Source organism: Bradyrhizobium sp. MOS001 (assembly GCF_004634465.1).
Taxonomy (GTDB): Bacteria; Pseudomonadota; Alphaproteobacteria; order Rhizobiales; family Xanthobacteraceae; genus Bradyrhizobium; species Bradyrhizobium barranii.
Genome location: NZ_SPVJ01000037.1, coordinates 58,029 through 72,207 on the forward strand (window position 1 = coordinate 58,029; position 14,179 = coordinate 72,207).

Here is a 14,179-nt window from a genome sequence, read left to right on the forward strand (position 1 = left end):
GCCCTGTTCAACCGAGAGAAGAAACCAAAGATGTCGTCAGCAGCCTCGTTCAGCAATTTCAAGGTTCTCACCTTCGACGTCGTCGGCACCTTGATCGATTTCGAGACCGGCGTGCTCTCCGCGGTGCGCAAGATCTCCGGCAAGTCGCCGGCCGAGCTCAGCGACGAGCAGATCTTCGAGCCCTACAAGCGCGGCCGCGACAAGCATTATGAGCGCTCGAGCGAGGCGATGTTCCACGTCTATCGCCATCTCGCCAAGGAGCTCGGGCTTCCCTCCGACGATGCGTCCTGCGATGTGTTCCAGCTTTCGGTGCTGCGCTGGGGGCCGTTCGCGGATTCGGTCGAGGCGCTGAAGCGCCTGCGCACGAAATTCCGGCTGGTCGCGATGACCAATGCCGACCGCGTCGCGCTCTCCTGCTACGCGCACGCGCTCGGCAATCCCTTCGACGACACCGTCTGCGCCGACGATACCGGCGTTGCCAAGCCGAACCCGGAGTTCTTCGCCTACAACAAGGGACGCCAGTCAGCTTTCGGCTACAAGCAGTCCGACATCCTGCACGTCGCGCAGAGCCAGTACCACGACATCGGGATCGCGCGAAAGCTCGGCTACAAGGTGTGCTGGATCGAGCGCCGCCAGGGCATCGGCGGGTTTGGCGGCACGCCGGCGGTGGAGACGCTGACCAAGCCGGACTTCCACTTCCCGACGCTGAAGGCGCTGGCGGACGCGGCGATCGGGCCGGCGTAAGGCATGAGCGGCGGCATGACACGGGACTGGAGCGCATTGCCATCGGCCAACTCGCTGTGGGAAGCCACGGCGGAGCCGGCGCGCGCGTTTCCCGTGCTGTCGGGCGAGCAACAGGCGGATGTGGTGATCATCGGTGCAGGCTACACGGGCCTGTCCGCCGCGCACCACATCGCCAAGAGCGGCCTGTCGCCGGTCGTGCTGGAGGCGAACCGTCCCGGCTGGGGCGCAAGCGGCCGCAACGGCGGGGTGATCACCGCAAAATTCCGCCTGTCGTTCCGCGAGATCGACGCCGCCCATGGCCGCGCCATGGCGCAGCGCATGTACGAGATCGCGCATGAATCGACTGACATGGTCGAGGAGCTGGTGTCCGAATTCGGCATCGCCAGCGCGGCGCTGACGCGCACGGGCCAGGTCAAGGCCGCGCATAACGAGACGACGCTGAAAGCCGCGATCGACGAAGCCAACTGGATGACGCGCGAGATGGGCTCCGCCGAGGTCCGCATCCTCGACAAACATGGCGTACGCGACGAGACCGGCTCGGACATTTTCGTCGGCGGCGTGCTCAATCCCGGCTCCGGCGGCATTCATCCGCTGAACTATCTGCGCGGGCTCGCCGATGGCGTCGCGCGCCGTGGTGTTCCGATCTTCCAGGAGTCGCCGGTGGTCAAACTCCGGCGTGAGAACGGCGGCATCGTCGCCGAGACGCCGCAAGGCGCGGTGCGCGCGAAACAGGCGATCATCGCCACCAACAGCTACTCCGATCTCACCAGCGCGACCGCGCACATGCAGCGCACGCTGATCCCGTTCCGCAGCGCCCTGGTCGCGACCGAGCAGCTGCCGCGCAATCTCGCGGGCAAGCTGATGCCGACGGGTCGGACCTACACCGAGACCAAGCGCATGATGCGCTGGTTCCGCATGGTCGACAATCGCGTCATCTTCGGCGGGCGCGGTGCTTTCGGCAAGCAGGACTCGCAAGCTGCCTTCGACGCCTTGCGCAAGGCGATGGTCGGCATCTTCCCGGATCTTGCCGATGTGCCGCTCGCCTACAAATGGTCGGGCCTCGTCGCGATGACGCTGGACTCGGTGCCGCATATCGGCCGGCTCGACGACCGCACGCTGGTCTCGATGGGCTACAACGGCGCGGGTGTTGCGATGTCGAGCCTGATGGGCCGCTATCTCGCCGCCTTCGTGCGCGGCGAGACGCCCGAGGTCGGGCTGCTCGATATCAGGCGCATGAAGACGATCCCGTTCTATCCGCTGCGCGAGCCCGCCGTGCGCATGGTCGCCGGCTGGTACCAGTTTCTCGATGCGATCGGTCAGTGAGATTATTTGGTGATGGAGGAGGCGAGGATGATGACGACACGCAATTTTGGATTGGGCTGTGCAATGCTGGGCGCAATCGGATTTACCACTGCGGCGAGCGCCGCCGAGCAGATCACCTTCGTCTCGCAAGGCGGCGCCTATCAGGCGGCGCAGACGGTGGCGATCCTCGATCCCTCCGCCAAGAAGCTCGGCATCACCATCAACCAGGACTCCATCCCGGACGCCTGGCCCGCGATCAAGACGCAGGTCGGCAGCGGCAAGCCGATCTGGGACGTCGTCGACACCCCGACCGGCAACTGCCTGCGCGGCGGCGAGCAGGGGCTGATCGAGAAGCTCGACTTTTCGAAGATTCCAAACGGCGCGGCGATGCCGGAGGCCTATCGCAGTCCCTATTCGGTGTCGTACGAGTTCTATTCCAGCGTGCTGTCCTACAGCCAGAAGACCTTCCCGAAGGACGCGCCGAACAGTTGGGCCGATTTCTGGGACGTGAAGAAATTTCCCGGCCGCCGCGCGCTGCGCAACCATCCGTTCGCGACGCTCGAGGCCGCGCTGATGGCCGATGGCGTTGCGCCCGACAAGCTCTACCCGCTCGACGTCGACCGCGCCTTCAAGAAGCTGGAAGAGATCAAGCCGCACATCACCGTGTGGTGGACCTCAGGCGCGCAGTCGGCGCAGCTCCTCAATGACGGCGAGGTCGACATGGAGATGGCCTGGAACGGCCGCGTCAGCGCGGTGGCCAAGGAGGGTGCAAAGGTCTCCTTCACCTACAACCAGGGCGTCCTTCAGAGCACCTCGCTCTGCATCCTCAAGGGCGCGCCGAATCTGGAGACGGCAGTCAAATTCGTCAACGAGGCCGTCGATCCCGTGCACCAGGCCAATCTGCCGCTCCACATCGACTACGGTCCGGGCAATCCGAAGGCGTTCGAGACCGGCGTGATCAAGCCCGAGCGCGCCGCGCAACTGCCGAGCGAGCCGGCGAATGCGGCCAAGCAGGCGCTGATGTCCTACGCCTGGTGGTCCTCGCCCGCGGGCGAGGCCGCCGAGAAGCGCTGGGCGTCGTTCATGCAGAAGTGAGCGAGGTCAGCCTTGGCGACATCCATGCCAGATTCCTCCCAAAAGCATCAGCGCCGCGAGCATGCGCTGATGCTGGCATTGGTGTCGCCGGCGCTGCTCGTGATTCTTCTCCTGATCGTACTGCCGGTCGGCTGGCTCGCCTGGCAGTCGATCTACCATGACGGCTTCACGCTGGAGAACTATCGCCGGGTCTTCACCGAAGACATCTACTGGCGCAGCTTTGCGCTGACCTTCGAGATCAGCCTCGCCGTCACCGTGATCGCGCTGCTGCTCGGCTATCCCGTGGCCTATCTCGCCAACGCAGTGCCGAAAGGGTGGAGCATCCTGATCCTGTCGCTGGTGGTGCTGCCGTTCTGGACGTCCGTGCTGGTCCGCGCCTATGCCTGGCTGGCGCTGCTCCAGCGCACCGGCGTGATCAACCAGCTCCTGCGCTATCTCGATGTCATCTCCGAGCCGCTCGCGCTGGTGCATAACACGTTCGGCACGGTGGTTGCGACCGTGCACATCCTGCTGCCGTTCATGGTGCTGCCGCTCTATGCCACCATGCAGAAGATCCCCGGTGATTTGATGCAGGCCGGCGCGAGCCTGGGGGCGAGCCCGTCGCTCACCTTCTTCCGGGTGTTCCTGCCGCTGTCGCTGCCGGGCGTGCTCGCCGGCTGCACCATGGTGTTCGTGCTCTGCCTCGGCTTCTACATCACGCCGGAATTGCTCGGCGGCGGCCGCACCGTGATGGTGTCGATGCTGGTGAGCCGCAATGTCGAGCTCTACAACCAGTTCGGCGCCGCGAGCGCGGTCGCCGTGGTGCTGCTCCTCAGCGTGCTCCTGATCTTCTTCGCCGTCAGCCGCTTCATCTCGCTCGATCGCGTGTTGGGGCAGAAATGACGCGCACTTCGCCCGCACGGATTGTCCTCTACGTGATCAGCGCGCTGGTGCTGGTCTATCTGATCCTGCCCGTGCTGATCATCGCGCCGATCTCGTTTTCCAGTGCGCGCTTCCTGACGTTCCCGCCGCCGTCGTTCTCGCTGCGCTGGTACCAGCAATATTTCGCCAATCCGGCCTGGATGCAGGCGACGCGGGTGACGCTGACGGTCGCGTTCTTCACGGTCCTGATCGCAACGCCGTGCGGGGTCGCGGCGGCCTACGCGATCAGCCAGTCGAAGCTGCGCATCATGCGCATCATCCACATGGCGCTGCTGCTGCCGCTGGTGGTGCCGATCATCATCACTGCGGTCGGCATCTTCTTCGTCTATGCAAAGGTCGGCCTGGTCGCGACCATGCCCGGCCTCGTGCTGGCGAATGTGATGCTGGGCCTGCCCTACGTCGTCATCTCGGTGCTCGCGGGCTTGCAGAGCTTCGATCCGGCGCAGGAGATGGTGGCGCGCAGCCTCGGCATGAACCGCCTGCGCAGCTTCTTCGCGGTGACGCTGCCGCAGATCAAGTCCAGCGTGGTCGCGGGCGGCATCTTCGCCTTCATCTCGGCGATGGACGAGACCATCGTCGCGCTGTTCATCTCCGGCGGCCAGTATCAGCCGCTGACCAAGCGCATGTTCACCGCGCTGCGTGACGAGATCGACCCGACCATCGCCGCGATCTCGACGCTGATGACGGTGGCGTCGTTCATGCTGGTGCTGCTGGCGAGCACGCGGGGCAAGAAGGGCGGGTGAGGGGGGCTCCGGCCTCCGCCGTCATCACCCGCGAAAGCGGGTGATTCAGTATTCCAGAGACGGTAGTGGTTCCTCGATAGGCCGCAGCGTACTGGATTCCCCGCCTGCCGCCTACGCTAAAGCTTCGGCGCCCCTGGACCGCAGCCCCGGCGAAGCCTTGGCGTAGCCGGGTCGCGGGGAATGACAGCAAGTGTGCGGCTAAGCCTTCGCTCCCAGCCACGCCAGGATCATCTCCACGATCTGCGTCCGGCTCTTTGCCAGCACCCTGGGCTCGCTGAGGTCGCGGTCGAACAGGGCGCCGAAGGTGTGGCGGTTGGCGACGCGGAAGAAGCAGTAGGAAGAGATGGCGAGGTGAAGGTCGATGGCGTCGACGTCGTCGCGGAAGACGCCTTCGCCGCGTCCGCGCTCGAGGATGCCGTCGAGCGTCGCGATCACGCTGGCGTTGAGCTGGCGCAGTTGCAAATTCTGCTTCAGGTGCTTGCCGTGGTGGATGTTCTCGATGCTGACGAGGCGGATGAAGTTCGGATTGCGCTCGTCATGGTCGAAGGTGGCCTCGATCAGCCGGCGCAGTCCTTCGCGGGCGTCGCAGCTTTCGATGTCGAGCTGGTCTTCCAGCGCGCGGATGCTGCGATAGGCCTCCTCCAGCACCGCGAGGTAGAGCTGCTCCTTGCCGCCGAAATAGTAATAGATCATCCGCTTGGATGTGCGCGTGCGCGCCGCGATCGCATCGACGCGGGCGCCGGAATAGCCCTCCGAGGCGAATTCGGCCATCGCCACTTCGAGGATGTCGCGCTTGGTGCGCTCGGGGTCGTTGGTGCGCTTCGATGGGGGCGGCATACGCTCGAGCATCACTGTTTCTCCCGCCAGTTTCCACGGATCACCTTGAAGGTGAAGGCAAATTTCACCCGTCTGGGCACTGATCCAATGCGTATTGCATAAACGTACTAGTTCGTACATCATCGCTCCAGACCAAAGTTGCGGCAACCAGAACCAGAAAACGCGCGCGAGGCGATCTGCCTGACGCGAACCGCACCGGCCACATGGGGAGGAGCTTTCAATGACGTTGACGTCAACCGCACCGCTGCGCGCATCATCCAGCGCGGAAGCCACGCCGAACAAGCTGCCGAAGCGCGCCGCGCTGGTCAGCTTCGTCGGCAGCATGCTCGAATACTACGACTTCTTCATCTACGGCACCGCGGCGGCGCTGATCTTTCCAAAAGTGTTCTTCGCCAATGTCGATCCCTCGACCGCGACGCTGCTCGCGTTGCTCTCCTTCGGCATCGGCTATATCGCCCGGCCCGTGGGCGCCGTCATCCTCGGCCATTTCGGCGACCGTATTGGCCGCAAGACGGTGCTCTTGTTCACGCTGGTTCTGATGGGCGGCTCGACGCTGGCGATCGGCCTGTTGCCGGATGCCAAGACGATCGGCAACGCCGCGCCTGTCATCCTGACGCTGCTCCGCCTGTTGCAGGGCCTGTCGGCTGCCGGCGAGCAGAGCGGAGCCAACTCGCTGACGCTGGAGCATTCCGCCAATTCGAACCGCGCCTTCTTCACGAGCTGGACCTTGAGCGGCACCCAGGCCGGCGCGATCCTTGCAACACTGGTGTTCATCCCGGTGTCGAGTCTGCCGGAAGACCAGTTGTTGAGCTGGGGCTGGCGCATTCCGTTCCTGCTCTCCGCGCTCGTGCTGCTGGTCGCCTACCTGGTGCGGAGGACCATGCCGGAAACGCCCGTCTTCGAAGACATCAAGGACAAGGCGCAGGTGGCGCGCTTCCCCGTCGTTACGCTCATGCGCGACTACTGGCCGGACGTGCTGCGCGTCATCGTCTGCGCGCTGATCGCGACCGTGAGCACGATGACCGCGGTATTCGCGCTCGGCTATGCCACCAGCAAGTTCGGCGTCGCCCGCCCGACCATGCTGTGGGCCGGCGTGCTCGGCAATGTCACCGCGCTGATCACCCAGCCGCTGTGGGCGCTGCTGGCCGACAGGATCGGCCGCAAGCCGGTGTTCATCGGTGGCGTGCTCGGCTGTGCGGTGCTGGTGTTCCCGTATTTCATGCTGGTGACATCGGGGAATACGCCGGCGATCTTCGCCGCGGCGATGATCCTCTCGGGTGTCATCTACGCCGCGCCGAACGCGATCTGGCCGTCGTTCTATGCGGAGATGTTCGACGCGCGCGTGCGTTACTCCGGCACGGCGATCGGCACGCAGCTCGGCTTCCTCGCCGCCGGCTTCACGCCGCTGGTGAGTGCGAGCCTGGTCGGCGAGGGGCCGAACGGCTGGATCCCCGTGGCAATCTTCGTTGCCTGCTGCTGCGTGATCTCGGCGGCATCTGCGGCAACCGCGCGCGAAACCCTCAATGTCGACATCGCCGATCTCGGCAAGCGGCACGCCTGAGTCGGGATGAGTGAAAGTCGCATGTTGACCAACGCAGTTTCGACCACGAGCGGGCCGATCATCGGCGCCGAGCAGAACGGCTTACGCGTGTTCAAGGGCGTGCCGTTCGCGACCGCGCGGCGTTTTGCCAGGGCGACACCGCCGCTCGCGTGGACGGAGCCGCGCCGATGCACGGACTACGGCGCTTACGCGCCGCAGCCCGGCCACCTCGATCATGCTGACGAGGAATCCTGTCTCAGCCTGAACATCTGGGCGCCGGCGGCGGATCACCCGCTGCCGGTCAAGTTCTTCATCCATGGCGGCGCCTTCGTCACCGGCGGCGGCGCCGATTATGACGGCTCCTTCCTCGCCGCCCACGGTCCGGCCGTCATTGTCACCATCAACTACCGGCTCGGGCCGCTCGGCTTTCTGCAACTGCATCGCTACGGCCTCACCGAAGCCAACAACCTCGCGCTCCAGGATACGCTCGCGGCGCTCGATTGGGTCCGTGCCAACATCGCGAATTTCGGCGGCGATCCGGATGCGATTACGCTGTCGGGACAATCCGCCGGCGCCTCCATGGTGATCGCGCTCGCAACCCTGCCGCATGCACGAAGCAAGTTTATCCGTGCCCTCGCGCTGAGCGCGCCTGGGCGCAACATCATGAGTGCGGGGCACGCCGACGATGTCGCGCGCCACGTGCTCGAGGAGCTCGAGCTTGCGCGCGATCCCAGCGCGATTGCGTCCGTGCCGCTGCCAAAGCTGTTCGCGGCGGTAGAGCGCGTCGGACGCAGGCTCGCGGACGAGACGGACGCAGGCACCGTGTTCGGTCCGGTGCTCGACGGGACCGTGATCGCGTGCGAGCCGCGCGACGTCTTCGCCGACGAAACTTTGCGCGACATTCCGCTCTGGCTCGGCTCCTGCCGCGACGAGATGGTGATGTTCCTGAAGAGCATGCCGCCGGCCGCGATGATCCGCACCACCGAGCGACAAGTGCGCGCGACGTTCGGCGATGCCGGCTGGTGCCGGCTGCTATCGTATTATCGCGCCAACGCGCGCCTCGACGAGGATCCGTACGAGGCGCTGTTGTCGGATGCGTTCTGGCATCGCCCCATGGCCGATCTCGCGCGGCGTCATGCTGCGGCAGGCGGCGCGGTGTGGTTGAGCCGGTTCGATCATCGCCCGGCGCTGGAGCCGTTCCTGTCGCAGGGACCAACCCATGGCGCGGACAATGCCTGCCTGTGGGCGCATCTGCCTGATTTCATCGATCGGCCGATCCTCAGGCGCAAGGGCGGGCCGATGACCCCGGCCGACATTGATGTCGCGGCGCGGTTTCAGGCGAGCGTCTTGCGCTTCGTCACGACCGGCATGCCGGACGTCGCGCAAGCCTGGCCGCAGTTCGAGCCGGGCCATGAGCCGCTCGCGATCTTCGGCCAGCCGTTTCACATCGTGCCGCTCAACAACGGCGCGCGCTTCCGCGTATGGGCGGAGCTATCGGCGCAGTCCGGAGCAGCGCAAGCTGTGACTGCGATGTAGCAAGGCAGCACCATGAGATTAGACTCCATGATGCGTCGCCTGAAACACCGAGATGTTGTCGCTTAGCCAATCGGTTACCGGGCGCGGAGCGTGGCCGGTCAACTCGCGAACAGTTGACGTGGTTTCTGCGAGGACCGATTCGTAGAAAAGGCGATCCAGACCGAGCAGCAGGTCGGCGACAAATTCGTTGAGTCCAGACGCCATCAGCTTCTCACGCTGCTCCGCAGGGCTTCGGTGCTGATATGTGACGACACGTCCAAGCAGTCTGGACATTTCACTTGCTATCTCAGGCATGCTGACTGCGGTTGGCCCGGTCAGGTGATAGGCGCGCTGAGAAGTTACGTGCGCGTCGTCGAGAAGGACAGCGAAAGCCGAGTCCGCCACATCGCGTGCGTCGATCAAGTTGACCAATCCATCGCCGGCTGCCCCGCCCCATGCGTCATTGGCGACTGGAGCGCCAGCCCGTGCCAGGATATCGACGAAACTCGATGGCCGCAAAACCGTGAAGCCTACGTCGCAGGCCGCAAGATGCGCCTCAATTTGCGCATGCCAGTCGAACGGATGTAGCCGAGACGGTGGTCCCAACACGGACAATTTGACGATGTGGCCTACGCCGGCGGCCACGGCTACGTCGATCAGCGCAATTTCATTGGCGACTTGCCGGGGGGACGTGCCGTGGGCGAGGAACAGACGGTCAACTCCGCGCAGCGCGTTGTCCAAAGTCGATCGCGCATCGAAGTCCACGGTCGCAGGCGAAACTCCGGACGGCAGACGTCCAGCATCCGACGTGCGGGTCAATGCCACAATCTCAACCGGTTCCGTGAACAGTTTCGAAATCAAGGCGGAGCCCACGCGACCTGTGGCTCCCGCCACCGCAATGCGCGTACGGGCGGCGCTACGCTGGGAGGGGTTGAACATCCGGATAACCTTTCGTATCTTGGAACGATCAGTTCAAAATACTTGGAACGATCGTTCCATGATGTCAAGTGAGAATGGCATGAGTGGAAAACCCCAATTCGATGACGATGCCGTGATCAACTCCGCGATGGATGTGTTTTGGCGTCACGGCTATTCGGCCTCGTCGATCGATCAACTGACGACGGCGATGGGCTTGTCGCGGTCCAGCATGTACAAGCGATTCCAAGACAAGGACGGCCTATTCGGGGAGGTCCTTTCGGCTTACGTCGAGCGCGTCGAGCGGCGCATGAGCGCCGTTCGAGGCGAGACGAAGCGCCAACAGCTTGAAGCGCTGTTGCACGAATTCTTGCCCAGAGCGGGCAAGACGGCGCGGCCCGCTGGATGCATGCTGGCCCGATCGTGCGCTGAGATGGTGGACCTGCCTCCGGCAGGCCAGTCGGTCGCGCGGCAGGGACTTACGCGGCAGCGCGCGATCCTCGGCGGCATTTTACGCGAGGCGGTCGCAAGTGGAGAATTGGCGGCGACAGCGGACATCGAGGGATTGGCGTGGCACTACCTTGGTGTGTTGCAGGCGATAATGAATTTGCCGCAAGCCGGCGCGACTGTCGGCGAGCTTCGCGGTGTCGTAGAACTTGCAATGTTGGCATGGCCGTTCCTCCCGCCCGCGAGCCAATCCAAGCCTACATAGGGGCAGCGGGCGATCGCTCCATGATGATCGTGCGCTCATCGCCATAGTAGCTGTCGCGCACGGCCTTGAACCCGAGCCGGGCGTAGAAGGATTCGGCGGTGACTGAAGATGGGACGGTCAAAAAAGCGATGTTTCGCTCGCGCGCGATGCGTTCGATCTCGGCCATCAGGAACTTGCCGATCCCCTGCGCCTGAACGTCGGGAGCCACGAAGACCGTGCGGACGACGCTTCCGTCAAGGCTCGCCGTTCCAACGACGCGGCCGCCAAGGGCGGCAACAAGGACCGTGCGTTTGCGGATCAGCTCCAGAACGGCGGTCGGGCTGAAGCTATGCTCGACCCGCTCGATGATTTTGTCTGTGTAATCCCTGGCATTTGTCTCGCGCGGTGCGCGCAGAATGACGGCGCTGATTTCGCCGCTATCCTCTTCGCGCGCCGGGCGGATGCTGCAATCTATTGATCCCTCCACCCGCCCGGCAGTCGCTAGCCCTCACTGCATTATCGACGCAGCGATCTTCTCCGCCGACATCAGCACCGGAAAATTGGTGTTGGCGCACGGCACCACGGGGAAGATCGAGGCGTCGACGACGCGCAGGCCCTGAACGCCTTTGACGCGGCCTTGATTATCGACCACCGCCATCGGATCGTCGGCCCGGCCCATGCGGCATGAGCACGAGGCGTGCCACACCCCGATGGTCGCCTTGCGGACGAAGGCTTCCAGCGCATCGTCGTCGTTCATCACCTGGTCGAAGGTGAAACCTTCGACGACGAAATTATCGATCAGGTAGTGGCGCAGCGCCGCCGGCCCGTCCATCAAGGTCGCGGCGATCTTGGTCAGGATCCTGTTTTTGGTATTGACCACGCCGATCTTGCGCACCTTGTCCGTATAGGCGGCCGGAAACGGCTTGTCCGTCACCGCTTTCACCACGTCGCTCATCTGCACGGCCGCCATCTTGCGGAAGCCGCTCATCAGGCGATCGAGGTCGCGGCGGTCGGACAGCAGATTGAACTCGACAATCGGCTCGGCAGCGGGATCGCGCGAGGCGAGCTTGACCTGTCCGGTCTCGGAATAGGTCTTGTTGACGAAGGTCAGCAGCGAGCCGATCTGCTCGCCGACCGCGTGCCAGGCCGATTTGCTGAGCAGGACGACGAACATGTCGCCCTTCGGTACGCCCGACAGCCCGGATGAATAACGCAGGCCAAGCTGCATGTGGCGCCTGGTGTGCTCGTTCATGCGCGCGCCGCGGCGGACAAAGGACGACAGCGAAATCGAAGGATGATCCATCAGGCGCTGACCGACACCTGCCAGCCCCATCAGGACCGGAATGCCCATATCCTTGAGATGACCGACCGGGCCGATGCCGGCGCGCAGGAGATGCGCCGGCGAATGGATCGCGCCGCTGGACAGGATGATCTCGCGGCCGCGGAATTCCTGTTCCTGTCCGTCGACCATCGCCTTCACGCCGACGCATTGCGTGCCTTCGAACAGCAGCTCCTTGACCTGCGTGTTGGTGGAGATGGTGAGATTGGCGCGCTTGCGCGTGTCACGATCGAGATAACCCATCGCGGCCGAGACACGTTGCTCGGCCTGATTGGAATGCGTCACCGGAAAATAGCCGTCGACGAACTCGCCGTTCTGGTCAGGCACGAACTGATGGCCGGCCTGCTGGAAGGCGTCGGCGAACGCCTGCGAATGCCGAGTCCAGTGTTCACGCGGAATTCTGCGCACCGGAATTCGGCCGTCCTTGCCGTGGTACGGGCCGTCGAAATCGAGGTCGCGCTCGACCTTCTTGAAGAAAGGCAGCACGTCGTTCCAGCTCCAGCCGTCGGCGCCCCGCGCGTCCCATTCATCGTAGTCGGTCGGTGCGCCGCGGTTGGCCATCTGGCCGTTGATCGACGAGCCGCCGCCCAGCACGCGCGCCTGCTCGTATTTGCGCAGGGGAGGACGCGCTTCGTTCGGATTGTTGTGGCTGACGATCTGGGTCGTGACCTTGAGTTCGGTCCAGTGGAAGCGGGGATCGAAATAGGCCGTGCCCGGATAGCTGTCCCTGATCTCGGCGGGCTCGTTGCCGGGCGGTGTGTCCTGTCCGGCCTCGCACAGCAGGACCTTGTTGGCGCTCTTTGCGGAGAGCCGGTGGGCCAGCACGGACCCCGCCGAGCCGCCGCCGACGATAATGAAGTCGTACACGATTGGCGTTTCCTCTTGGTCTTGTCCGGGAAACGTAGCGCGTTATTTTCCCGAGGTCACGTCGGCATTGCCGCGACAGTTCGTAACTCGCATTGCTTGCCTGGCAACCACGATCGTGTAATTCTTCTGCCAGCGCCGATTTGATCCTCAGCTTGCGGGCGCTTCTACAAATGCAGCTAAAGAGACGTAGCTAAATTGACTAGCCAGTCCTGCATCCCCCGCATAGCGAGAACAATCGGCCATTCCGAATGGAAGGGGCCAAATGAGATTTGCTGCCATCGCGGACGTGCATGGGAATCGTCCGGCACTTGAAGCCGTCCTTGCGGACATTGCCATGCTCGGCCTCGACGAGGTCGTGAACCTCGGCGACCACGTCAGTGGCCCGCTCGAGGCAGCCAGGACCGCGGATCTGTTGATGGCGCGAGGCTTTCCGTCGATACGGGGCGATCAGGATCGAATCCTCGTCGAGCTCTGGGAGGCCGGCGGCTCCCCTCGCAGCGATTTCCGTGAGCTCGCGCGCAAGCATTTCGACTGGATGGCGAGCATGCCGTCCACGCTCACCTATAAGGGACGGGTGTTCCTGTGCCATGGATCGCCAAGGGATGACGCTGCGTTCTGGCTCGACCACATCGCGGACGACGGCTGCCCGCGCCCGAGCGGCATCGACGCGATCGAGGCTGAAGCTGAGGGGATCGACGCCGAGATCATCCTGTGCGCCCACACGCACATTCCGCGCGTGGTCCGCCTGAGGGATGGCCGGCTGGTCGTGAATCCCGGCAGCGTCGGCTTGCCCGGTTATGACGGGAAGGTGCCCGTTCCCTACGTGGTCGAGGTCGGTACGCCGCATGCGTGCTACGCGATTCTGGAGCATGCCGGCGCAGGCTGGTCCGCGACGATCCGCTACGTGCCCTATGACACCGCGGCCATGGCCGCACTGGCGCGCAGCAAAGGCATGCTCAACTGGGCAAGCGCGATTGCGACGGGTTGGGTTCAGCGCGAGCAGGCCTGCCGCTAGGCAACAGCAAGACCGTCAGTTCGGACACGGTTGTCCCGCAGCGCCCCACAGGGCCATGTCCTTGACGTGGTCCTCGAAGGTGCCCGGTGGGGTCGTGCGGCCGGCTCCGGGCGCCCATCCGCGCGGGATGAAGCCGTTCAACGATGCGTCGTGCCGCAAATGCGCCAGCAGGCCTACGGCGTCGCGGCCGCCATTGCGCTTGGGGTCCTTCAGCTGCGTACAGATCTCGGCGCCGCTCTTGCCGAACCAGATGAACTCGACCGGCGCCAGCTGCCAGTCGATGCCGGCACGCGGCGGTGACGGCGCCGGGTCGTTCGCCTGGGTGGAGGTCATGTGACAGGTCGAGCAGGCGACCTTCTCGGCCCCGATGCGGCTGTCGCCGCCGTGGATGTTCATGCCGTGCACGCGCGGCCTGGTTTCGCCTGCCGGCGTCCAGATCGGTATGGCCTTGGCGTCGACGTGGCAGTTGGCACAGCGCGGATGGGTCACCACGGCTTCGATCCGCTTCCAGGCCTCCAGACCTTCGGCGCGGCTGACGCTGCCCGGCGGCAAAGCATCCTTGTTCGCCTCGTCCTTGGCCGCGACAATCCCCGTGAGAGCCGCAATTGTCGAAGCGGCGAAAGCGAGTGCAATGAGAGAACTCTTCATGGCTCGT

General features: G+C 64.4%; 14 protein-coding genes. 9 read left to right on the forward strand and 5 right to left on the reverse strand.

All coding sequences use genetic code 11. The features are described 5' to 3' along the window. Window positions 1-30: 30 nt before the first annotated feature. The 5 genes from CT676_RS32020 to CT676_RS32040 are packed head-to-tail and all read left to right on the forward strand — an operon-like array spanning window position 31 to window position 4,805. Window positions 31-744: an HAD family hydrolase gene (locus tag CT676_RS32020; protein WP_085405287.1), complete on the forward strand. Its 714-nt coding sequence runs from the start codon at window positions 31-33 to the stop codon at window positions 742-744. A 15-nt stretch (window positions 745-759) separates the two neighbouring features. Continuing rightward, window positions 760-2,067: an FAD-binding oxidoreductase gene (locus CT676_RS32025; RefSeq protein WP_085405327.1), complete on the forward strand. Its 1,308-nt coding sequence runs from the start codon at window positions 760-762 to the stop codon at window positions 2,065-2,067. A 27-nt stretch (window positions 2,068-2,094) separates the two neighbouring features. Further along, window positions 2,095-3,141, forward strand: coding sequence for an ABC transporter substrate-binding protein (locus tag CT676_RS32030; protein WP_167768221.1), 1,047 nt, complete (start codon window positions 2,095-2,097; stop codon window positions 3,139-3,141). Window positions 3,142-3,165: 24 nt separating this feature from the next. Further along, on the forward strand, window positions 3,166-4,023 hold the full coding sequence (locus tag CT676_RS32035) for an ABC transporter permease (protein WP_244623317.1): 858 nt from the start codon (window positions 3,166-3,168) through the stop codon (window positions 4,021-4,023). Further along, window positions 4,020-4,805 (forward strand): ABC transporter permease, encoded by a 786-nt coding sequence (locus tag CT676_RS32040; protein WP_085405285.1) that lies wholly within the window; start codon window positions 4,020-4,022, stop codon window positions 4,803-4,805. Before CT676_RS32035 ends, CT676_RS32040 begins: the two co-directional genes overlap by 4 nt. Before the next feature lie 198 nt (window positions 4,806-5,003). Here the strand turns inward: CT676_RS32040 and CT676_RS32045 are convergent, their stop codons facing one another. Continuing rightward, a complete protein-coding gene (locus CT676_RS32045) occupies window positions 5,004-5,654 on the reverse strand; it encodes a TetR/AcrR family transcriptional regulator (RefSeq protein ID WP_085405284.1) in 651 nt (216 codons plus the stop codon). Between the two features lie 208 nt (window positions 5,655-5,862). Here CT676_RS32045 and CT676_RS32050 point away from each other — a divergent pair, with 208 nt between their 5' ends. Then, on the forward strand, window positions 5,863-7,203 hold the full coding sequence (locus tag CT676_RS32050; protein ID WP_085405283.1) for an MFS transporter: 1,341 nt from the start codon (window positions 5,863-5,865) through the stop codon (window positions 7,201-7,203). A gap of 21 nt (window positions 7,204-7,224) precedes the next feature. Then, window positions 7,225-8,718, forward strand: a complete 1,494-nt coding sequence (locus CT676_RS32055) for a carboxylesterase family protein (protein ID WP_085405325.1) — start codon at window positions 7,225-7,227, stop codon at window positions 8,716-8,718. An 18-nt stretch (window positions 8,719-8,736) separates the two neighbouring features. Here the strand turns inward: CT676_RS32055 and CT676_RS32060 are convergent, their stop codons facing one another. Beyond that, complete coding sequence (locus tag CT676_RS32060) at window positions 8,737-9,636, reverse strand: NmrA family NAD(P)-binding protein (RefSeq protein WP_085405282.1); 900 nt, start codon at window positions 9,634-9,636, stop codon at window positions 8,737-8,739. 79 nt (window positions 9,637-9,715) lie between these two features. On the opposite strand from CT676_RS32060, the gene CT676_RS32065 reads away from it, so the two are divergent. After that, window positions 9,716-10,324: a TetR/AcrR family transcriptional regulator gene (locus tag CT676_RS32065; protein ID WP_085405324.1), complete on the forward strand. Its 609-nt coding sequence runs from the start codon at window positions 9,716-9,718 to the stop codon at window positions 10,322-10,324. On the opposite strand, the gene CT676_RS32070 is transcribed toward CT676_RS32065, so the two are convergent. Both CT676_RS32070 and CT676_RS32075 read right to left on the reverse strand, forming a co-directional pair. Further along, the gene (locus tag CT676_RS32070; protein ID WP_321576295.1) at window positions 10,317-10,790 is read right to left on the reverse strand and encodes a GNAT family N-acetyltransferase; all 474 of its coding nucleotides are present in this window, start codon (window positions 10,788-10,790) and stop codon (window positions 10,317-10,319) included. The genes CT676_RS32065 and CT676_RS32070 overlap by 8 nt on opposite strands. A 21-nt stretch (window positions 10,791-10,811) precedes the next feature. Further along, complete coding sequence (locus tag CT676_RS32075) at window positions 10,812-12,509, reverse strand: GMC oxidoreductase (protein ID WP_085405281.1); 1,698 nt, start codon at window positions 12,507-12,509, stop codon at window positions 10,812-10,814. 262 nt (window positions 12,510-12,771) lie between these two features. Between CT676_RS32075 and CT676_RS32080 the strand changes: the two genes are divergently transcribed. Further along, entirely contained in the window at window positions 12,772-13,524 is a 753-nt protein-coding gene (locus tag CT676_RS32080; RefSeq protein ID WP_085405280.1) for a metallophosphoesterase family protein, read from the forward strand. Between the two features lie 15 nt (window positions 13,525-13,539). Here CT676_RS32080 and CT676_RS32085 read toward each other — a convergent pair whose 3' ends face one another. Beyond that, complete coding sequence (locus tag CT676_RS32085; protein WP_028160721.1) at window positions 13,540-14,172, reverse strand: hypothetical protein; 633 nt, start codon at window positions 14,170-14,172, stop codon at window positions 13,540-13,542. Between the last annotated feature and the right edge of the window lie 7 nt (window positions 14,173-14,179).